This window comes from Novipirellula caenicola (genome assembly GCF_039545035.1).
Classification (GTDB): Bacteria; Planctomycetota; Planctomycetia; order Pirellulales; family Pirellulaceae; genus Novipirellula; species Novipirellula caenicola.
Genome location: NZ_BAABRO010000010.1, coordinates 237,615 through 259,883 on the forward strand (window position 1 = coordinate 237,615; position 22,269 = coordinate 259,883).

General features: G+C 54.7%; 18 protein-coding genes. 7 read left to right on the top strand and 11 right to left on the bottom strand.

The window, feature by feature from the left end:
• Position 1 precedes the first annotated feature (1 nt).
• From ABEA92_RS19090 to ABEA92_RS19105, 4 genes are all read right to left on the bottom strand, one after another.
• Positions 2–1,921 (bottom strand): prenyltransferase/squalene oxidase repeat-containing protein, encoded by a 1,920-nt coding sequence (locus ABEA92_RS19090; protein WP_345685450.1) that lies wholly within the window; start codon positions 1,919–1,921, stop codon positions 2–4.
• A 66-nt stretch (positions 1,922–1,987) separates the two neighbouring features.
• A complete protein-coding gene (locus ABEA92_RS19095) occupies positions 1,988–3,403 on the bottom strand; it encodes an O-antigen ligase family protein (RefSeq protein WP_345685451.1) in 1,416 nt (471 codons plus the stop codon).
• Positions 3,404–3,417: 14 nt separating this feature from the next.
• Positions 3,418–4,569: an acyltransferase family protein gene (locus ABEA92_RS19100; protein WP_345685452.1), complete on the bottom strand. Its 1,152-nt coding sequence runs from the start codon at positions 4,567–4,569 to the stop codon at positions 3,418–3,420.
• Between the two features lie 357 nt (positions 4,570–4,926).
• Positions 4,927–5,586, bottom strand: a complete 660-nt coding sequence (locus ABEA92_RS19105) for a redox-sensing transcriptional repressor Rex (protein ID WP_345685453.1) — start codon at positions 5,584–5,586, stop codon at positions 4,927–4,929.
• Positions 5,587–5,880: 294 nt separating this feature from the next.
• On the opposite strand from ABEA92_RS19105, the gene ABEA92_RS19110 reads away from it, so the two are divergent.
• Complete coding sequence (locus tag ABEA92_RS19110; protein ID WP_345685454.1) at positions 5,881–6,120, top strand: hypothetical protein; 240 nt, start codon at positions 5,881–5,883, stop codon at positions 6,118–6,120.
• A 157-nt stretch (positions 6,121–6,277) separates the two neighbouring features.
• On the opposite strand, the gene ABEA92_RS19115 is transcribed toward ABEA92_RS19110, so the two are convergent.
• A complete protein-coding gene (locus ABEA92_RS19115; protein WP_345685455.1) occupies positions 6,278–7,549 on the bottom strand; it encodes a nickel-dependent putative hexonate epimerase in 1,272 nt (423 codons plus the stop codon).
• A 483-nt stretch (positions 7,550–8,032) separates the two neighbouring features.
• Between ABEA92_RS19115 and ABEA92_RS19120 the strand changes: the two genes are divergently transcribed.
• The gene (locus ABEA92_RS19120; RefSeq protein WP_345685456.1) at positions 8,033–9,058 is read left to right on the top strand and encodes a sialidase family protein; all 1,026 of its coding nucleotides are present in this window, start codon (positions 8,033–8,035) and stop codon (positions 9,056–9,058) included.
• Between the two features lie 70 nt (positions 9,059–9,128).
• Here ABEA92_RS19120 and ABEA92_RS19125 read toward each other — a convergent pair whose 3' ends face one another.
• Entirely contained in the window at positions 9,129–9,284 is a 156-nt protein-coding gene (locus ABEA92_RS19125) for a hypothetical protein (protein ID WP_425572460.1), read from the bottom strand.
• 91 nt (positions 9,285–9,375) lie between these two features.
• Complete coding sequence (locus tag ABEA92_RS19130) at positions 9,376–9,801, bottom strand: MarR family winged helix-turn-helix transcriptional regulator (protein ID WP_345685457.1); 426 nt, start codon at positions 9,799–9,801, stop codon at positions 9,376–9,378.
• A gap of 257 nt (positions 9,802–10,058) precedes the next feature.
• Between ABEA92_RS19130 and ABEA92_RS19135 the strand changes: the two genes are divergently transcribed.
• Positions 10,059–10,625, top strand: coding sequence for an OsmC-related (seleno)protein (locus ABEA92_RS19135; RefSeq protein WP_345685458.1), 567 nt, complete (start codon positions 10,059–10,061; stop codon positions 10,623–10,625).
• A gap of 98 nt (positions 10,626–10,723) precedes the next feature.
• Here ABEA92_RS19135 and ABEA92_RS19140 read toward each other — a convergent pair whose 3' ends face one another.
• The 4 genes from ABEA92_RS19140 to ABEA92_RS19155 all read right to left on the bottom strand — a co-directional run bounded on the left by ABEA92_RS19140 (position 10,724) and on the right by ABEA92_RS19155 (position 14,313).
• Positions 10,724–11,110, bottom strand: coding sequence for a DUF3592 domain-containing protein (locus ABEA92_RS19140; protein ID WP_425572461.1), 387 nt, complete (start codon positions 11,108–11,110; stop codon positions 10,724–10,726).
• A gap of 247 nt (positions 11,111–11,357) precedes the next feature.
• Positions 11,358–12,701, bottom strand: coding sequence for a Gfo/Idh/MocA family oxidoreductase (locus ABEA92_RS19145; protein ID WP_345685460.1), 1,344 nt, complete (start codon positions 12,699–12,701; stop codon positions 11,358–11,360).
• A gap of 25 nt (positions 12,702–12,726) precedes the next feature.
• A complete protein-coding gene (locus ABEA92_RS19150) occupies positions 12,727–13,710 on the bottom strand; it encodes a hypothetical protein (RefSeq protein ID WP_345685461.1) in 984 nt (327 codons plus the stop codon).
• Between the two features lie 3 nt (positions 13,711–13,713).
• On the bottom strand, positions 13,714–14,313 hold the full coding sequence (locus ABEA92_RS19155) for a YceI family protein (protein WP_345685462.1): 600 nt from the start codon (positions 14,311–14,313) through the stop codon (positions 13,714–13,716).
• 335 nt (positions 14,314–14,648) lie between these two features.
• Here ABEA92_RS19155 and ABEA92_RS19160 point away from each other — a divergent pair, with 335 nt between their 5' ends.
• The 4 genes from ABEA92_RS19160 to ABEA92_RS19175 all read left to right on the top strand — a co-directional run bounded on the left by ABEA92_RS19160 (position 14,649) and on the right by ABEA92_RS19175 (position 22,204).
• Entirely contained in the window at positions 14,649–17,615 is a 2,967-nt protein-coding gene (locus tag ABEA92_RS19160) for a DUF1553 domain-containing protein (protein ID WP_345685463.1), read from the top strand.
• Positions 17,616–17,623: 8 nt separating this feature from the next.
• A complete protein-coding gene (locus ABEA92_RS19165) occupies positions 17,624–18,967 on the top strand; it encodes a DUF1501 domain-containing protein (RefSeq protein WP_345685464.1) in 1,344 nt (447 codons plus the stop codon).
• Positions 18,968–18,986: 19 nt separating this feature from the next.
• Positions 18,987–19,916: a DUF6807 domain-containing protein gene (locus tag ABEA92_RS19170; RefSeq protein WP_345685465.1), complete on the top strand. Its 930-nt coding sequence runs from the start codon at positions 18,987–18,989 to the stop codon at positions 19,914–19,916.
• A gap of 572 nt (positions 19,917–20,488) precedes the next feature.
• On the top strand, positions 20,489–22,204 hold the full coding sequence (locus ABEA92_RS19175; RefSeq protein ID WP_345685466.1) for a LamG-like jellyroll fold domain-containing protein: 1,716 nt from the start codon (positions 20,489–20,491) through the stop codon (positions 22,202–22,204).
• The last annotated feature ends 65 nt before the right edge of the window (positions 22,205–22,269 follow it).

A 22,269-nucleotide genomic window follows, 5' to 3' on the forward strand; every position in this document is an offset into this window, starting at 1 on the left:
TTTAATCCAATTCGGATCGCAGGAAGCTTGATAACGCAGCGACCGTGAACACGTGTGGATAAAGTTTTTCGTGGTACCAAAGTTTGGCAAAATAAAATCCAATCGGCCAAGGCACACGATGACGTCCATCGTGGACACTTTGCAGTAGGAATTCAACGCCACGGATTATAACTTGTTTCGGGTCGTTCTTCCCAGCACTCAGGCCGGTTTGAGCCAACTCGGTGGAATCCTTTGGCATTTTTCCTTGATCATTCGTGCTAAGACGTCCATTTTTACCAAAAATTGCCGTCAACGCTTCGATCGCGACCGCCGTTTCTTCGACACTGCTGGTCAATCCCTCGGCCGCCCGGATCCCCGCATCACGAATTTGGTCGCGGTTCATCCAGGGTAAAATGGACGCGCCCCCGCCCCATCCGCCATCGGGGTTCTGGCTATCACAGAGGTAGCTGCCCCCCCGGCGAACGGCTTCGTCACTCAAAAATCCAGCCGCCCCCGCCAACAACACCCGCGACGTGCCATAAACCGGATTGTCTTCGTCCGGGCGATCTTGGTTGCCAAACCAAAGCGGTAGCCAACTTCCGTCATCCGCTTGGCTGCGTGTCAAGAATCGTTCGGCGCGATCTTTGGTTGTGGAACTCACCCCATCGATACCGAACGCCCGAAGCGAGTGGGCGGTCAAATCGGTACTGCTGCGATCAAACGGCAATTTTCCCCAGCCGCGGCAAAATGTCGGCCAACCACCATCACGGTTCTGCAAATCAATCAGCCATTGCCGAGCATCCTGGATCGCGTCGTCCATCCGAGCGGCCTGTGCGGGCGAAGCATGACGCCGCATCTGTTTCACTGCCAACACGGCCGCGGGAGTATCATCGCCGTCGGGAACGGCGCCTGACAAATCGGTCCATCCCCAGCCGCCAGGTTGAGCACCGGTAAACGGGTGACGTCGCCGATGTTGACACCCGAGATGCCAATCGACCAACGATGGCGAGAACCACGAACCGTCGTCTTCGGGGTCGCCGGCCAAGGCCGAGACCGCTAGCGACGTGATCCAGGTCGCCAAATTGGTATCGATCGGCCAGCTGCCATCTGCGTTCATTGACTGATGCAGAAAACGAATCGCGTCGCGGCTGACATCACAATCGCCTCGCCCGGTCGCAGCAAGACTCATCAAAACAAAGGATGTCAGCGGCGTCGCTTCCAAATAACCACCGCTGTCGGGTTGCATACGCCGGAGTACCTGCATCGAACGGTTGATCGACGCGGCACGAACCATCCGAAGTGGCAGCCACGTTTTTGAGCCATGAAAGTGTCGTGCCTGTCCGATCGCAACGAGTGCTGGAATCGCATAGCTGACCACCGGCATCTGCAGGACGCGGTACATCGACTGCGGAAATACTGCCGCCTCGAACGGCAAACGGGGAACGTCGTCCCACGAAACCAGACCCGCAATCGCCATGTTCGCTAAAATCGGAACGACAAACGTTTTGTCTTTGCCGTAGCGTCGACGTAGCCCCTCGATCTGTCCTTCGGATTTAATGTAGGACTTCAGCGCCGCAAGTTGGTCCGAATCGAGCCCCACCGATTTGCTTTGCGTCGCTAGCGTCGACGCGGCCAAAACCAGATAGCTGGTCGCAATATTGGAATGGCTGCGATCGGTGTCACCGAATCCGCCGTCGGCGTTTTGCTGCTGCCCGAGGTACTGCATCCCGCACACGATCTGGTCTTCGATCGCAGATGCATTGGCAATTCCGGTCGGAGCATGAATCAGGGTTGCCGACAACGCGCTAACCGCCGTCGCGGTGCTCAACGCGGAAGCCGACAGTTCACCGACCCAGTGTCCGTCGGCGGTTCGCTGCTCTAAAAGCTCGCTGCGCAGTTGGTCCAGCGTGTTGCGGACACGTTGGCGAAGATTCGATTCCATGAAGCTTGTCGGTGGGCGTGAACAGGAGGGTGCAGGGAACCGCATCCTACACGCTAGTGGCGATTTTTACTGCGCCACTGCGCCGGACGGTGCTACCGAAACAACGGAAAAGTTGTCTAGCGGCATAGGTCGCTCGACGCGGCGGGTGACCACGCCACGTTCATAGAGTGTGACCGCCAATCCGGCCGCAAAAAACAGGAACATATTGACCATCGGGATGATCGTGACGTCTTGGAACATGCCGTTACAGAAATAGGCGGCAAACACCCCCAACCACAACAATCCCCCACAACGTATGGCGACCGAATGGCCTTCGTTGCGTGCCAGATTCCAAGCCATGCTGGTGATCGAAATCAACATCACGGACAGCATCGACAAACCAATTAACCCCGAGTCGACTAGCATCGCCAAGAACACGTTGTGCTGGGCATACGGCCGCGCGTCCTCCAGTGGCATGTCGTAACTGCGAATGCTGTGGTACTTGCCCGAGTGCGCAAAGTAGTGCCCAAAACCATGACCAGTGATCGGCCGATCTTTAAACATTTCCCAAGCGACCACCGCCAGCAAGGGACGCAGTTGAATCGATTTTTCGGCATCGGCGGACGTTAGGTTTTTGTCACGTTTCATTCGTAGCAATTGGTCCTTTAACCCCAGCACTCCTGCGCCGCCAATCAGCACCGCCGTGGCGAGTCCGAGGACACGAACCCAACGTGGCGAAAAGATCAGCGCAACCACCGCAATCGTGGCGATCGCTCCCATCCACGCACTTCGTGTTAATGTGCAATAGACGCCTAAAACCAACAGCATGCACAGCAGCAGATAGAAAACTCGCATGCGAAACGTCGACCGGATCACACCCAGCACAGCAATCGCCAACGCGCCGCACATCACAATCCCGTTGCCAGAGGGATTAAGCAGCGGACCACGACCGCGGCCGAAAAATTCCCAATTAGTGGGATCAACGATGTAAGTTGGAAAAACAAGGGCATGCAGCCCCGAGACTTCAAAGAGCGCCATGACCGCCAGATAACAACCGAGCGTCAATAGCACTCGATAGGCCCACTGTAGATCAGACTCTTTGACCTCACTAATGCGAGCGATCACATACAACCCAAGTGGCATCGCGATGCAGAACAACCACTTGGCAATCGGCGGCGGTTCGTTTGCCGGATTGGCTCCGCCGATCATCACGCTGACCAACAACCACACCGTGATTGCAGCGACGGCCGCGTCGACGCGGTTGAGCTGTGGAATTCGAAGCTCGCCCATCCGCCACTGAATGGCCACCAACCCAAACATTGCGATCCACAACAATCGATCCAGGCTAAGTTGAATGGGGCCATTGATCGCAAAAAACGATGGTCCTAATACCGTGCCGATCACCAGCACGAGGGTCGCCATTTGAAACGTCCGCCCCGCATGAATCAGGGGAATCAACCAAACGATCGCTGCAAGTGCGAATAAGACAACGAGAAGCATCATGATAAAGGATTGCCTTAGCGAGTCGTTGCGGCCGAGGAGGAGGGATCCACAGAATAGACCGGGCGTCGGACCTCAGCTCCGGTAAGCTTGATCGCCGAATCGGGAGTCCTACCGCCTGTCACCAACGCGATCACACGTGGAGTGAAACGATTCATCAGCATGGCGGCGGCGAAACAACCGGCCGTCACCCCCGGGGCAAGTACCCAGAACCAAACTCCTTTGTCCAACATTGTTCCTATGATCCGTTCCAACACCGCACGCAGCGGAAACTCGTGTATCAAATAAACAAAAAACGCCGCGCCCGACAATCGAACCAACGCAGGGTGGCGAAGTTTCCATGCGACCATCCAAATCGAGAAACAGCCGCAGAGGATCGACGCCTTATGAAGCAGTAAACTTTCGACGCTGTAGTCGGTGGTGTACCAACAATCAAAATCAGGTCGCAGCATGATGCGAGCGATGATCAAGTCGATCCAAACGATGACGAAACCTAGCACCGTTGGTGTGCTCAGTCGACCGAGCCGATCGAGTGCCTCGCTGTGTTGATTCGCTTCACAGCCAACGCAAAAGAAGAACAGCGTTTCGGTATGTAACAGGTACCATCCATGGACGAGCGGAAACGGCTGATAATGACTCAGCCACAGCAACCCGACTCCCCACAGTCCTGCAGAGGAAGGCAGGCGAACGATTTGGCGGATCACCGGTGCCGCAATGATCAGCACCATCAAATCGCGTAAAAACCACAATTGTTCGGCTGGCGGCCGTAGCAGCCACGTAGCCAGCAGATTCAAGGTCGACATTTCGCCGATGGACTTGCCATCCGCAAGCCGCGAGACCAGCCAAATGGCGGTGGCGAAGCCGCCAAACACCAAATAAGGCAGCAGTACACTGCGACAGCGCTGACGAATTTTTCGTAGGTAACATCCGAGCGACCCGTCATCGCTGCGAAAATAAAAGAATCCGGCAGCAAACGCAAACATCGGAACTGCAAACCGAGCAACACCCCCAATTAAAAATTCTTGGACGAGCTGATTGGTCGAAGCCGCTTCCAGCGATGCGGAAATGGGTGCCGCTGACTGATAATGGATTGCTACAACGAAGACCGTCGCCAATAAGGCAACGACTTGATATGTCTGTTTGGTTTCGGCGGACAGCTCGGTTCGCACGTTTCAGGTTCCGGTCGTAACAGTTTCATCGATTGCAGGGCTGTGATTCATGCGAAGCACGCCATCATCGATGGTGCACTCACACGCACGCTCGCTGAAACATAGTTTACGGTTGATCGCAAACCAGAATTTCTCGGCACAGAGCCCGAGATTTGTGATCGCGCGGAATCACGTGGTGAACGGTTTGTTGATTTAAAGAGCCGCGACGCGTCAGCGGCCGGGTCCCACGCACGCCCCGGTGCCTCGCGGCCCACGGCTCACCGTTTCGAGTTGCGTTTGGACTAAATCAGCAGCCCGCGACCAGGTTTCGCTACATAGTAGATTGAGTTCGAGCAGAGCAGTACAAGAACGTCCTTGCTACATCACGCTTTGCACGGCAAATGCCAACCGCTGCAGCTCACTCGCCAAATCCACGTTGACGACTGCGATACGTGGTGGCAGTTTTAAGGTCGTCGGTGCAAAGTTTAGAATTCCCGAAACGCCTAGCTTGACCAGCAGCGTTGCCACTTCGGCTGCGTTATCGGCCGGCACCGCTAGGATTGCCAAACTCGGTGGTGCCGCTGTTACTACGCGTTCGAGCTCCTTTGCATCAAGCACTCGTACCCCACCAATGGTTGAACCGATTCGGGATGGATCGATATCAAACGCAGCGGTTAATTTGAACCCAAGTCGGCTAAACCCACGATATCTCAGCAACGCGTCGCCGAGCGAGCCGACCCCGACCAATACCACTTCCCATTGCCGGCCCGATCCGAGCACCTGCCCGATCCGCTCGATCAACGCATCGACCGAATAGCCCACACCTCGTTGCCCGATCGTGCCAAGGGCACTCAGATCACGCCGCACCACCGGCGACGACACATTCACCAGCTTGCCCAATTCTTTGCTGTTGATCGTGGTGGTCTTTGAATCGCGAAGTCGATAGAGCTCACGAAAATAAAGGCTCAACCGCCCTACCGCCGGCTGCGGAATCTGTGTTGGAACGTCGTTTGCATGATCTGGTGTTGGTTCAGTCAAGCGGTCATTCCTTCAAAGGAAAGGCCTCGAATTTACATAAGATTCGACAGCGTTTGCGAGCGTTGTCACGACATTCGGCTTTGGGAAACCAAAGTGCAATGTCATGACGACAATCAAAAGTGTAGCTTCTCGCCCGCAAGGAAGTTTGCGGGAAAATTCGAGAATTCTTGAGCTTGGAACTTAATGATAACGAAACTTTAAAACAGACACATTTTTTTAGTCACATTCTTGCGTCATTTCCCGCTTACTCATGGTAGTGACCTACCCAGAACCGGGAATTCGGAGGCAAATAAGATGTATGCAATCAACAACACAGAATCGAACATAAAGCGGACGCTTGACCGGATTCAGTCGATGTTCCGGCTGAATGACCGTTTACGCCGCTACTTGGCTTCATTGGAAATCTCGTTCGAGAATCGATCCGTCGTGCTTCGCGGCAAGTTGCCTTCGGACGAACTCCGCGGAGAACTGGTACCCACGATTCGGCAGGCCGGCATCCTCTGTCAAGTTTGTAACGAAGTGCAAGTGAGTTAGCGAACGCTCAGTCGACGCTGGCACTTACACCATCGGTGCCAGCGTTCCATTTAGACCGCGATCTTATTCGCGTCGAAGACCGCGACCGGGTGTAATCGGCGACTCCTTATCTTCGCGGTCGACTTACGTCTTGCTCTGGGTTGCTAGAACGAACCCCTCACCCGCCACGATTGGATTGCCACAATCCGAGTGATGGGTTTTGAATGAAGTAGAATTCGCTGCCGTCTTCGTCCGTGTGGAAACCGTTCTGCAACGTGTCGACATCATAGCGACGCATCAATTCGGGCAAATTGCCTGGGGTGTAACCGACCGATCGGATTTCTTCATCCGATAAATGCCCGGCCCCATAGACCACCTCGAAACGATTTTCGGGTGAACCATGAATCAAGTGGGCAGCGGCCGAAAGATTAGCAGCCAGGTCTTCGTTCTCGGCCACCAAACGAATGACCTCTTCTCGCGTGCGATATCCGTATTTTCGAATCAGATGATCAATCTGTTCGTCTTCGCCGAATTCTTCGACTGCAGGGCCAAGTACAGTCAATCGTCCACCATCGGCAATAGCCAATCGAGTCCGATAGATCGCCTTGTTGCCCAACCAAGTGCTTTTGAATTCGTTCGGATCCAAATAGGCGACCACATGTTTGGGGGCCTCGGGAATCATCGTGATGTTGACTTGGCTTGCCAACTCTGCGGCTTGAAAGAACGTTTCGTGATCATCGCCGATGAAAAGACCGCGGGTGTGCAAACTGCGGTCAGGCATTTGTTCGATCACCGTCAACGCGTAAACCAGTGGCAGGTTTTTGCAGAAATGATCGGAGGCGTAATTTAGAATCTGACGCAGCGGCGTGTTGGCTTGTCCGAGCGTCTGTTCGATTCCGTAGACCGCACTTAGATAATGGCTTTCGTTGATGCCATCTTTGCCTCCGGTGCCGACGAAGACGTTCTTGTTGTAATTCGCCATCCCGATCACTTCATGCGGCACGACTTGGCCGAGCGAGAAGATCAAATCGTGACCTCCATCGCGTAGCAGTTGGTTGACCTGAGCTTCCCAAGGACGGTCATACATGCCACCAGTGACCTCGGAAACAAATTCCGAGGGAACCGTGCCCAGCCGAACAACATCGTCACGCCACAGATGGGGCCGGAACAGATCATGCGGCACGCCGGGGAACATGTGATTCAATTTGTCCGCCTTCATCGGCGAATGCGTCCCCAAAGCGGGCATGATGTCCTTGACGCGGTCCCCGAGAATCTCGTGGCATAGCACGGTTAGCTCACCGGCGCGGCTGAACAGCCGTGTGTGGTCGGGCGGCAACAACAGAGCCCGCTCGGGCGTTCCAATCGCCGAAAACGTCTGCAAAAGTGCATTGCGAAGGTCTTCGCTGGTTAGCGAACTGTCTTTTGAGCCAGTGGCGAAAAATGTGGTCATTTGTGTTTGGCGACAAGAGTTTTGCGAAACGGAAAAAAGTCAGTTGGCCGCAACCGCTTGACCGGTAAATTACCACGCCGCTGCTGGTCGACAAGTCGTGCAGCCAGCGAGGCTGGCATTCTGCTAAGAAATTTGCCCCGCTCGGCCAAAAGAACCGCAGGCGATTTTCCGGTCGCACAGCACGCTTCCAATTCTCGACAACGTAGGAAGCTGCGTCATATCTAGAGAAAACTTATCTAGCGAAACGCCGCAATCCTAATGTCATCGACCATGTTAGCGGTGCGGTGAAGCATTAGACTGGTGAACTCGGTGGCTTCACCGCGACGAAAACGCTCTCCCCCCTTCGCACCTGTATATTGAAGTTGCGCTACTGCCGTTTTTCCCGGCAAATCACTACTTCAAAACAGCCGAAACGCCTTCGCACCTGCCACGAAGATTCGCTCCTACGTTACCTTCCCTCCTTTCATTGTAGAGTAGCCCACCATGAACCGTGTCCTCCCGATCCTTGCGTTCGCTCTGTTTCCCATCGTCGTCAATGCAGCCGATAACGCGATTGCTACGAATGATTCGCGTAGCAATCCAAGTGAGAATCAAGGTGAACTGGTCCTGGTCGATGTCCAACGAATTTGGAACGCCGCACCCCATAACGCATTCACTGACTTGGTCCGGTTCAAGGATCGGTGGTACTGCGTGTTCCGCGAAGGGTCGGCGCACGTTTCGCCGGACGGGGCCCTGCGTGTGCTGACGTCCGACGAAGGCGTCCATTGGGAATCGGCGGCGCTGGTGACCTCCGATGATTCCGATCTGCGTGATGCCAAAATCACCGTCACGCCAGACAACCGTCTGATGTTGGCCGGTGCCGAAGCGATCGAAACGCCCAATGGGCGGCATCATCAATCGCTGGTTTGGTTTTCTGACGACGGACGCACCTGGAGCGAGAAACAGAAGATCGGAACGTTCGACAACTGGCTCTGGAGAATCTCTTGGCACGATAGCAAGGCTTACGGATTCGGTTACGGCACCGGAGCAAACCAAGGCCAACTGAGTTTTTATCGTAGTGATGATGGCAAGGATTTCGACGCGTTGATCAAACAGGTGGACGCGGGCGGGACCTATCCCAATGAATCTTCGCTCATCTTTTTGCCCGATGACACCGCCTACTGTCTGTTGCGTCAAGACGGCACGCCCAACACCGGACTCCTCGGCACTTCGCAGCCGCCGTACACTGAGTGGGACTGGCAAAGTCTCGACCGACGCATCGGAGGCCCCGATATGATGCAGCTGCCTGACGGCCGAATCATCGCTTGCGTGCGGTTGTACGACAACAAAGTTCGCACTTCGCTCTGCTGGCTCGACCCAACCACAGCAAAATTGACCGAGGCGATCGCCCTACCCTCGGGCGGCGACACCAGTTACGCAGGTATGGTCTGGCACGACGATCACCTGTGGGTCAGCTACTACTCGTCGCATGAAGGCAAAACGAGTATCTACCTCGCCAAGCTCCGCTAAAAAGGTGTCGGACCGTTTTCTGCCCGACACCTTTTTGTCGTCAACGTCCGATTGGCCAGAGTGGTCAGCTCTACAGCCAGGCTGGTTCCCAGCCTTTACGGTACGGTTTGCTGATAAAGTGCTGGGCGTCCGCGTGGTTGCCGATGCTCAGCGATTCGGCATCCCAATGCAGGCTTTGGCCAGGGAACCGGATACCGATCGTGCCAAGCAGCACAGTCTCGGTCAACGGTCCGGCGTAATCAAAGTGCGAAGTGGTTTCCCCCGCTCCGCGACAAGCGTCCGCCCACTGCGTGTAGTGAGGAACCTGATCGATGGGGTCAGCCTGCGTTTGTTCCTTTGTTTTCCTTCGCTGTAACCGCGTTAGCAATTAGATCGAGCGACACGTCAAGATTCCTTCGTTCGGCCGGCGTCACCGCGTTTTCGATGAGGGACCTCAAATCTTCGGAACTGCGGCTGAGCCTCGTTGAAAGTCGTCTTCCCGCCGCTGTCAAATACACTCGCCTCGCGCGACCGTCGATTTTGCAACGCACTCGACGAATATACTCACGCTGCTCGAGCAACTTCAGCATCGCTGCCACCGTGTTTCCGTCCGACGCCATGCGGTCGCCGAGTTCCGACTGCGTGATTCCATCTTCCTCTGCCAGCAGCGACAGCAAAACAAATTGGTCCGCCGTTACGTTGAACGGAGCGAAATGGGATTGCGCCACCCGATGTATCGTCAGATAGGCTCGTCGAAGCCGCATTGGGATAGATTCTTCAAACGTCATTTGTGAACGATCGCTTTGGTGATCTCGTGCTTCGAGGATTGTTGTCATCGCTAAAAACGTAGCAGACCGTTACCACGCTCTCGCATCTTCTTCTTCGGTCGAGGCCGGCTAATGGCCCGCGATTTAGCGGTGCACACAAGGCTCGCGCTTCCCACTTAAAACATTACTACGGGCACGTACTAATAACAAGCCGATCACCTAACCGCTACTCGAATTCAAATCGGACCTCATCCATGGCGCTACACGAATCCCGCACACCCATTGTCCGAAAAGTCTGCGAATCTTCCGATCCCGATGAGCATGGATCCAGTCTACAGCCGGTTCAAAAGCGGGAAGTCGTGTTGCGATTGGAGGCTGAATCGCTTGAAAACATGCGTAAGCGGGCAACGGTTCGGGTCGATCAACCCAAAGGCAGCACGTTTGAAATCATCTGCGACGAGGGCCCGTACTTGGACGGTGACGATACAGCGCCTCCGCCGCTCGCATACTATAGTGCAAGCATCGCGTTCTGCTTTTTAACTCAGCTATCCCGTTACGCGACGGTCAGGAAACTGAAGATCCGCAGCATGAAGCTTACACAGGAAACGCGGTTCACGATGGAAGGCTCTATCATCAAAGGCACGTTGGCTGGCCAAGGTGTTGAAGTCGTCACTCATTTGGATATTGAATCAGATGAACCCGAAGAAGCGATTCGGCAGATGATCGAAGTCGGCAAAAACAGCTGTTTCATTCACCAGTCGATCATGAATCCAGTGCCATCGACGATTCAAGCAAAGGTCAATGGACAGCTTCTCAGCTAGACAGCAAGATTGAGTTGGTTCAGGCCTCGCTTCGAGTGTTGCTGTCACACCCGACTTACTACTTCCGTTTTTGCAACGCGTTAGCACGCATTCTTAAGCTAGCGTCCGTCCATGCGAATGGCTTCGCGGACACGACGAACGAGACTTGTCGCGATAATAAACGCGACGGATCCAAAACCGATCGGAAAGATTGCCGACAGCAAAAACAGAGAGCGTGAAAACTCTTTTGAAAACACACTTAGCGATGGCCGGTCGGGGTCGACGTAACACTGAACAGCTTCTCCGGTCCGGAATGCGTGGATTAGCTTACCGTGCACTTTGAATCCCGGTGCAAACAGCGTGATCTTCTGAGTTCGATGTTTATAACGTTGGCCTTGATACTCATACGAATAGGTAACATACACGGCATCCTTTGCTTTGCCGCGTTTTACAATTTCAATATGCGATACCCGCGCATCCACCAAGACCGCATTTCGAAGTCGCAATGCATCGACGCAGTTCGATATCAGTGCTATTGAACTCCAAATGGCGACCGATATTGATACGATCACCATTGCTAGGACTGCAAGTAAACGAACGCCTCTCAGCGGGACTTGGTGATGATGCATGGGATGTTAGGGGAGTCACTTGTCATCACCAACGGCAATCGTATTCACGATAGAGAAAAAGGTGTCGAACACCTTTTTTAGGTTTTGGGCATTTGGATGGGGACGGTGGCGTTGGATACGCTGCTTAAACCCAGACGGGTTCCCAGCCCTTGCGATACGGCTTGGTGATGTAGTTTTGGCCGTCGGCGTTGTTGGTGATCGCCAACGACTTGGCATCCCAATTGAGAGTCTGGCCAGCGAAGCGGATGCCGATCGTGCCGAGCAGCACAGTCTCGGTCAACGGTCCGGCGTAATCAAAGTGCGAAGTGGTTTCCCCCGCTCCGCGACAAGCGTCCGCCCACTGCGTGTAGTGATCCACACTTTCGACGACCGGCGTTTTGTCCGCCGGAAATTTGTCTTCGGGAAACAATTTGGGCATGGCAACGTGCGGAATCACGAGCGAGCCCTTTTCGCCAACCAGCACCGATCCCGCCGCAGGCAGTGCATAATCGGCGGGGACGTCGCCTAGCTGTTCGCGCGGTGGTTTGGTTCCAACGCCGTCATACCAGGTCACTCGAATCGTCTCGTTGGCGGTGTACTCGGTACCTGGGAACTCGTAACGCACGGTTGCGCTGTCAGTCCATGATTCGGGGAACAATTTGGGTGCTTCAGCGGTCAACGTGTTCGGTGACCCCAGTTTCAGAGATTTGAAAACGGGATCCAAAATATGGCAGCCGAAATCCCCCAGTTGGCCGGTGCCGTACGCTTGCCAACCGCGCCAATTAAACGGGTGATACATTCCGATTTTGTAAGGACGTTCCTCTGCAACGCCTTGCCATAAGTCCCAGCGAACGTTGGATGGTACCGAGTCATTGCCGGTGGGACGATCTAGATGCCGCGGCCACGAAGGGCTACCACTCTGCCACGAATGCACCTCTTTGACCTTGCCGATCAACCCACGATGCACCCAATCCACCGCGGTTCGATACGCCGAGTGCGATTGAATTTGGTTACACATTTGTGTCACCACTTTGTACTTCCGGGCTGCCAACTTCATTTGCCGTGCTTCGTGAACCGAATGGGTGAGCGGTTTTTGGCAGAACACGTGCTTGCCCAATTGCATTGCGGGCAAGGCAATGGGGGCATGCATGAAATCAGGCGTCGACACCAACACGCCTTCGATCTCATTGGACATGTCCAACAACTTTCGCCAGTCGTCGTATTGCCGAGCTTGTTGATATCGATTGGCGGCTTGACCAAGGTGTTTTTCCGAACTGTCGATGTCGCAAAGTGCCACGACTTGCACATGCGGACTGGCTGCGACGCCATTCAAGTCGCTCCACCCTTTGCCGCCGGTCCCCACGCTGGCAATGCTCAGACGATCGTTGGCTCCATAGACTCTTGAATACTGAAACGCTGGCAGCGTGATTGCGGCACCGGCAATCGCAGTGGATTTTAGAAACGAACGACGGTTTCGTGTCGCGGTCATGGCAGGATCCGTGGGTGGAGGGAAATTACGGGAGGGGCGAGCATTTTAACGCAGTGCAATACGCCGGTGTGGTTTGTTCAAAAAAAATGTTCACTCCACGTTTTTCGACCAGCGGCGCATAGTTGCGATCAAATTCTCGTTTGCTTGCCAACAACACAACCATCAATGGAGTCGCGACGAAAACCAGTCGCACGATTACGACGCCCCATTTTGACCCGTTGCGAAACACCGGTACTTCGCTGATCCAGCAGAGCGTTGGTGCGATCATCAACGTCATCGCATCAGCGGCTGAAAGACGTCCAAAGAAGTGACCGATAAAAAGCACTGAAAACAGACTGACTACAGAGATGCCAATCGTCGCATCCGGATAAAGGGGCAACTTGTCTTGGCTGCGTCGGATTGCGTAACCAGCCGTGAGTGCCGTCCCCAGAATCGCGGCGGTCAGCGGGATCGCCACCGCTCCTCCTTTGATGTAGCCCGCCAGCATCACGCTGACGCCTGCGGACTGAATCGACATACAAAGCGCCAACGAAATCGAGACGGTATCTTGAGATCGCCGTGATAACCGGCCAAGCGACCACCAAACAGCAGTGACCATGCCGGCACAAAGTAGCAGGATGCAATCGAATTGCCACCGTTTCCCGTCATCCGGATCGGTCAAGTACACCGATTGATGAATCAAGATCCGCGCCGCCGCTAATGCGAAGCAGAAACGAACGCCCCACTTGATTCGATCGGGCACTCGTTGATGGTTCGTGATCGATTCGATGACCAGAACTGCAGGTAGGACGAGCGTTAAAAATCGGTCGAGCGCACTAGCCGCAGGCCACTGCCACTGCAGCCGCATCGCAATGAATCCAATCCCCACCCCAATCGCAATCGCTATGATGCAAACCAGATTCAATCTAAATGCTGAGACGACACGCAACTTGGTGATCGCCAGCACAAAGAGTGCACTGGCGACCATCGCTATCACAAACGTTTTTGCATACAGCAGCGGTTCGGGCATCCGCTACTTCTTAACGCCTTCACAATCGATCATGACCAGCGCCTTGTCGCCGATCGGACCAATCGCATTTTTGTCAAATCCATAATCGCTGCGTTTCAGTGACAATTCGGTTGAAAACGCGACCCGTTTTTTACCCATGATGTCGTGTTCCTTTCCGCCCATCAACACGAGAGTGATTTCGTTCGTGGTGCCATGCATCGTAAAGTCGCCTTGGACTTCGTAGCCACCATCGATTGGTTTGACACTTGTGCTTCGGAAAGTGATGGTGGGGAACTGCTTGGTGTCGAAATAATCGGGTTGACGAAGGTGCTCGTCGCGGGCCGCGTTGGCGGTGTCGACGCTGTCGGTCTTGATCGTCAATGCGAAGGTCGAGTTGGCAGGGGTTTCGCGATCAATTGAAAATTTGCCAGAGACATCATTGAATCGACCGTGAATCCAGCTGATATCTAAATGACGTGCCTTAAAACTAACCGACGAATGCACAAGGTCATAATCGTATTCATCCGCAGCGGAACATCGAGTCGTATTGCCGCTGAACGAGACAGCCAGGATTAACGTCAGCGCACATGCAAACAGGTGATGGGAAAACAGAGATTGGATCATCGGAGGTATGCTTTGCAATAGTAAGAAGGGGGGTGAACTGCGAACCGTCATCGATCACAGTGTGCACGCCATCGTATTTGCCCACCGAACACGCGTAAAGCAGCACGCATCGATAAGCAGCCAACTTCAAGCATTGCAGCTCAAGCAATCCGGTTTGACCATTCGCTGGGAATTCAGTAATCCAACCTGTCTTGAGCAGGGGGCGTTTCGATCTGTCTATAGAGCAAAACTCATCGAGATAAACTTTTCTTCGAAAAAGTTTGCATTTACTTACTTAATCCTTAACAATCAGGATTCCCTCCTTTTGCCTCTCCCCATTTCCCTCGCCGTTCATCATGAAGCGAATCCTACACGCCTCGTTGTGGTTGGCGTTCGCAGTCGTCTGCGACCGCGGCGATGCTGCTGAGGACCCGACGGCTTTTTTCGAGAAGAAGATTCGCCCCGTCTTGATCCAGCACTGTTACGAATGCCATTCATCGGAGTCCGAAGAAATCGGCGGAAAACTGCGAGTCGACAGCCGAGACGCCATGCGTACCGGAGGCGAATCGGGGCCATCGCTGCAGGTCGGCGCCCCCGACAAAAGCTTGATCATCAAGGCGTTGCGTTACGATGATCTGGAAATGCCCCCCGAGGCGCCACTGCCCGATTCGGTCATCAAAGACTTCGAGACCTGGGTATCGATGGGGGCCGCGGATCCGCGTGAAGATACCGGCAAACCAACGCCGGTCGAAACATTGGACACTGACGCACTTTGGTCGTTCTTTCCTCGGCAAACCCCTACGATTCCGAGCGTTAGCGATCCGCAATGGGCTCGTGATCCGATCGACCATTTCATTTTATCTCGAATGGATGATGCGGAATTGGCCCCCGCCGATGATGCAGGCGCACGGACGTTGGTGCGGCGGATGTACTATGATTTGATTGGTTTGCCACCGACGCTGGCGCAGGTCAACGTCTTTGCCAGCGATTACCAAAAACATCCCGATACCGCCATCAAGCAGCTTGTTGACCAATTGTTGGCGAGTCCTCAATTCGGCGTGCGCTGGGGACGGCATTGGTTAGACGTTGCACGCTATGGCGAATCCAATGGTGACGACGGCTTGGGACGTAACGCGACCTTTCCGCATGCTTGGCGTTACCGCGATTACGTCGTGGATGCGCTCAACGACGACATACCCTATGACCAATTCTTGAGGGAACAAATCGCTGGCGACTTGTTGCCAGCGGAATCGCCAGCAGAACGAAACCGCCAACTGATCGCCACCGGTTTTCTTGCCATCGGGTCCAAGCCAGCGGTGGCGATGAACAAAAACTTTGCAATGGATGTCGTCGACGACCAAATCAACGTCGTTTGCACCGGCGTGATGGGATTGAGCGTAGCATGTGCCCGCTGTCACGATCACAAACACGATCCCATTCCGACTCGCGACTACTATGCGTTGGCGGGAATTTTTTCGAGCACGCAAACCCTGTACGGCGCCGCAGCGAATCAGAAACTGACCGCCCCACCGACGCCGCTGCATGAGCTGAGGTCGCAGTGGGCTGCGAACCAAAAGGAGCCTGATCGATCAAATCCGCCTGACTTTCCGAGCGACTATGCCGCCGTGATCGACTCACTGTCGCCTGAATTGCATGTCCGTCTCGACGCACCGCCCGTTGGATTGACCGTGACGCCCTCGGCAAGCTATTCGGCAAAGACATTTGCATCGGTGAAAGAGACAACCTTAGTTGGCAATATCGACAAGCCCGCTAAGTCGTACTCGGTTTCGTTTTGGTTTCGAAACACGCTGAAGAATGACGCCCGGCCGATAACGGCCTACCTGTTCTCGCGAGGCAAACCGCGAGCCAGCGGACTTCCCGGCGATCATCTAGGCATCGGCGGCAAACACGATTCGTCGCGAAGCGGCAAACTGTTTGCATTCAATGGCAACATCGACAAAACCTCTGTCGCGGGCGAGACCATCATCCCCGAGGGCAGCTGGAACCACGTCGCGTTCGTCCGCAATGGCGACCACGTGAAGGTGTTTCTCAATGGCCAGCTCGAAATCGACACCCCGATGAAAGCCACCTTTGGCGACAATACGGAGTTTTGTCTGGCCAACCGAAGCGATGATTTTGCACCGCTTACAGGAAACGTTGCCGCGTTCGCGTTGTTCCCGACTGCATTGACCGACGATGATGCGATCCTGCTACATTCAGCATCCGGCCAACCACGCGGGGTTCGAGTGGTTCCGCCGTATGGTTTTGCGATGGGAGTGCGTGAGAAAGGGAAATCAAGCGATTGCAAGATCCACATCAACGGCCAGGGTAATCAACTCGGCCCGATCTCGCCACGCGGGACCTTGACGGCGTATCAATTGATCAACGTAAACAGCGACTTTGCTGCGGCCGAAATGCAGATCGCTCCTGAACGCAGTGGTCGTTTGGAATTAGCCCATTGGTTGACCTCACCCGATCATCCACAAACGGCCCGCGTGATCGTGAATCGAATTTGGCAGCACCTGTTTGGCCAAGGCATTGTCGCGACTCCCGACGATTTTGGTGTCTACGGGGCTCGCCCATCGCACCCACAACTACTCGATCATTTAGCCAACCGGTTTGTCCATCAAGGCTGGTCTATGAAACGCTTGATCCGCGACATTATCTTGTCACGGACTTACCGATTAGACAGCAACGGCGACAGCGAACATCGTCGGATCGATCCAGACAATCATTATTTCGCGCGACATCTGCGGCGACGATTGGATGCGGAATCATTGCGGGATAGCGTTCTGCAAGTGTGCGGGACGATTGACTATTCACCGGAACAGGGATCCGCAATCGATGATATCGACGTGCTGATCAATTGGCCGCCAGGCAATGCGACCGACCTCCATCGCGACAGCAACCATCGCAGTTTGTACCTGTGTATGCTTCGCCACGCTCCGCCGAAACAGCTGGCGGCGTTTGATCTGCCGGACGGCGTTGGGATCATGGGCAAACGGGATGTTACGACGCTTCCAACCCAATCACTGTTCTTGCTGAACAGTCCGTTCGTCGTCGAACAGGCAGCACACTTGGCGTCGAACGTGTTGAAAGCGAATTGCCCTAACGACCGCAGTCGGGTGGAACATGTATTTGCAACTGTACTGCAACGCGAACCCAATGAATCAGAGGTCCGCATGTCGCTTGCGCTGATTCAACAGCTTAGTGCCACCGACGTCCAGACAGAAACGAAAAGCGACGTGACCCACCGCAGCAAAGCATGGGCGGCCTTTTGTCACGCATTGCTGATGACGAACGAATTTCGATACGTGGATTGAGAGCGGACATGATTTCACGAAGAACGATGTTGCAAACCGCGTCCTGTGGTTTTGGCTATTTGGCGATGCAGTCGCTGTGTCAATCGCAGGCTGCTACCGCGACGGTAGGTAGAACGAGTCTGACCACCAATGCAATCCGCCCACGAGCCAAACGTGTCATCTTTATGTGCATGAGTGGCGGACCTGCGCAAATGGATACGTTTGATTACAAGCCGCAAACCGGCAATAAGAAACATCCCGGTTCGGTCTTTCCGTTTGCTCAACGTGGCGAAAGTGGCTTATGGATTTCGGATCTCTTGCCGGAGACGACAAAGCACGCCGATCGGCTGTGTGTGATCAACGGTATGCACGCCGATACCGGCAACCATGCGCAATCGTTTCTGCAACTACATACCGGCGAAAAACTTCGAAAACGTCCTAGCATGGGTTCATGGATCTCGTATGGGTTGGGCACCGATAACCAAAATTTGCCCGGGTTCGTCAGTCTCAATGCGGCCAAACCCTCGGTCTACAGTAGCGTTTTCTTACCCACCGAGTTTGCTGGGACGCCGATTGGGACCAACGGCGAAGACATGTCCAAGGCCATGATCCGCGATATCTCGGGCACGCATTTGCCAGCCGACGTGAAACGGCAGCAATTGGACTTTGTGCAAGCGATGAACCGCGATCATTTGGACGCTCGGCGTGGGGATTCGGAACTAGAGGGAGTGATTGAGTCGATGGAACTGGCCTTTCGCATGCAGTCGACCGCGCCCGAACTATTGGATTTGAGTCGCGAAACCGAAGCGACACTGCGGCGTTATCGCGTCGGAAAGAAATTGTCAGTCGGCACGTGTCGTCCTACCGATTTTGGGCGTCAGTGTTTACTCGCTCGCCGGTTTGCCGAGGCGGGGGTGCGTTTTATCGAAGTCAATCATGGCGGCTGGGATCAGCACAACGACCATCGACGCGACTTAAAGGCAAATTGCGAAACAATTGACGCCCCAATCGCCGCACTCCTTGAAGATCTCGCTGCACGCGGTTTGTTGGAGGACACGTTGTTGGTGTGGGGGGGCGAATTTGGCCGCCCTGGCTTGATCCCGGACGATGGCAAAGACGCCTCAGGCCACAATTCTAACGGGTTCACGTTTTGGTTAGCCGGCGGCGGCGTCAAACAAGGCTACGTGCACGGCAAGACCAATGAAACCGGTTCGCGAGCCGTCGAGGGCAAGGTGCACTTTCGAGACTTGCACGCCACGATATTGCATCTGTTGGGGCTGGACCATCAACAGTTGACGTTCGAGCACGGCGGCCGCCAACATCGATTGACCGGTCACGAAGAAGCCAAAGTCGTTCACGAACTATTCGCCTAAATTTTCCTTGGAAACACCATTGTCGATCAATCCATTTCGAATCTCTGCGTCACCTCGCTGTCAAATTGTCCCGCTTCCTGGCAATCAGGTCTCTTTTGCAATCGATGGGACCGAGCGACTGCGATGGCACGCGCCCGAAGACGCACCTCGTCCGTTTTTCTTTCCGTTGACCGGTCCTTCGGGAATCCCGTTAACGCGGATGGGGCACCCGGGAGCACCGGATCATGACCATCATCGATCCGTATGGTTCGCACACCACAAAGTCGCGAATCACAACTTCTGGGCGGACACACCCTCCTCAAAGATCCGACAAACCCAGTGGTTGGCGTATGACGATGGCGATGACGAAGCGAGGATGGCGGTCCAGCTCGAGTGGCTCGCCGGCCCCGAATTGCACCCCGTGATCAAACAGGACTTGTTGGTGGCTGTTGCTCCCGCACCCGGCGCAGGAGTTTTTGTCGAACTGCAAACATCACTCCGATCGGTGGCAGAGACGATCGAATTAGAACAGACCAATTTTGGGCTGCTGGCGGTACGCGTCGCCAAAGCCATCTCGGCACGTTTCGGGGGCGGGGTGATCACTGGAGCGAACGGCCAACAAGGCGAAAAGGCGTTGTTCGGTATGCCGTCGGCGTGGATCGATTACAGCGGCGAGATAGACCAAGGAATCGTTGAAGGCATCACCTATTTCGACCATCCGAGCAACGGAAGATTCCCAAGTAAGTGGCACGTTCGCGACGATGGTTGGATGGGAGCATCGGTTTGTCGCGATGGAGCGGTCATGCTGTACAAAGACAAGCCCACCACGTGGCGTTACCTATTGCACGCTCATCCAGGCGCGATGAATCATGACGTTGCTTCACAAGTGCAAGACGATTTCCATAATCGTTCGCCGATGCGTTTGCAGAAAGGCGGTGTTTCTCAGGCCTATACGATCGAGCGTTCCTAGCGGCGCGGTCGACACCACGTTTTGCCCTACTGCTTGGCACCAAAATCAACCCAATCGGCTCTCGATTCGCTGCGGGCGGACTTCTTGATCGCGATAAGCGCAGGCGTCCGCCTCGCTGCAAACCGCTTCGTCGTGGAAAACACCCGATGATTGTCGACGTCGACCACCGTCGGATGCGGTCCCTCGGCGACACGAATTCGCTCGGAACACTACTCCGCGAACGGTCAGATTCAGGCGTCTGGCATTCCAGTCCGCATGGATTGACATGAATTTAGACGGTACTGTCACTGTCGTTTGAAGCCGCAATTGACGCGTTTTTTGGCTAAAACTCCGGCAAACTCGTCAAATCTTCGATCTTTTCAAAAATTCTTTGTCCAAATTGCGGCCACGTCGGAGTGGTTAGGCAAGGGAAGACGGTCCGCGTCGGTTCCGTAAGGGTCTGAAGCCCATTATTGACGCCGCCATGCCGCAAAAATTGCGGAACCACCGAACGTCACTTGTTGAAGGAAAGAAGCAACAAGCTGCGTGTTCCCTTACTTAAGTACTAATTCGAACGTTGCGGAGCAGCTTGGATGTCAGATATTGAACTGAACGAACTGATCGCGGCATGGCTGGATGGCCGTATCAGCGAATCCGAATCGGAATTGCTGCAACAGCGACTGCGTGAATCGGCGGAAGCTCGAGCGACGTTTCTCGAGTTCTCGAAACTCGATGCCGGACTGCGGGAAGTGGCTAGCGGTGATCTCGTCGCGAACCACGATTTCGAAAATACGGCGTCCGATTCCGTTGGCCAGCCAACCCCGCTCGACACATCACCGGTCACCAACCACCGTTTTGTCTGGGTTCAGCTTGCGGTCGCTGCATCATTGTTGATGGTCGTCGGTGCGGTGGCCTACCAGCTTGGCAAGTCCGATTTGTCGGGTTCGATCGCCGCGGGATCCGCAGGTGTCGAGTCGGCAGCCACAACCGCAGCAGCGACGACGGCTGAACGCACGATTGCTGGCTACGCCACCCTCCGCCGAGTCGCTGACATACGCTGGTCCCAAAACCACAGCCCGTATCGCGAAGGGGATGTCTTACCCGCCGGGGTGCTGCAATTTGACGAAGGCATCGCGGAAATCGATTTTTTCTGCGGAGCAACCCTTGTGGTCGAAGGTCCTGCAAAGATGGACCTCGAATCCGATTGGTCCGTTCGCATGTTGGCCGGTCGGATGAGAGCGAATGTCCCCCCAGCAGCACGAGGATTCGTGGTCAAGGCAGCGGATTCGGAAATCATCGATTTGGGAACCGAGTTTGCCTTGGAAGTCGGTCCCGAGTCCGCTCGCGTCAAAGTCATCGACGGTGAAGTCAAACTCCGCGGCGGTGAGCATGACGGGAACCACTTGACCACGGGGCAAGCCCGACGATTGGCGGGAACCGAGGATGCCGAAGACTCGTTTTCAAATCTCAGCACGGTCACCGATGTGCGGATGCGACATGAACTCGAGCAACGCGAGCGTTTTTCGCAGTGGAAATCGTACTCCGAACGGTTGCAAAGCGACGATCGGCTGATCGCTTATTATCCAATCGCCCAGCTGCAAGACGAACGCAGTGTTCCCAATCTGGCTCACACCGGCAGCCAATTTGACGGTGCGATTGTTGGTTCGGTCAATCAAACCACCGGGCGTGTCGGCGGCAATTCGACGGGACTTGATTTCAGTCATCCCGGTGCACGCGTCCGTACGTTGATTGATGGCGAATACCAAGCATTCACGTTTATGTGTTGGGTTCGGATCGACAGTCTTGCTCACGTCTACAACGCGTTGTTCATGGCCGATGGCTACGAAAACGGCGAGCCTCACTGGCAAATTGATAGTGAAGGCCGCGTGATGTTTTCAGTCATGGTCGATGACAGCGCCGAAGTAATTTACTACAGCAAAGTCGAAGAGGCAGTGGTCCGCGACGCAGGGCGACACCGTGTCTATCGCACGCCGCCGATCTGGGATCCATCCAAAGCGGGACGCTGGATGCAAATTGCCGCGGTGTATGACCCCGCCGCGATGCGAGTTCTGCAATACGTTGATGGGCAAATCGTCAGCGATGCTTCCATTCGCGATGACCTGCTGGTCAAACGGCTGCATATCGGTGCGTCCGAGATTGGGAACTGGGGACAACCATTTCGCAAAACGCCCCGTTTTGCCATTCGCAATTTGAACGGAACAATAGACGAATTGGCAATCTTTGACGCCGCGCTGAGTTCCGAAGAGATTCAAACGATGTACGAAAACGGCAAGCCCTCGGGATATTGACCAATCCCCAACGTTTAATGTCACCGCCAACCATTCAATTCAAGTTTCTGATTTTCCCATCATTG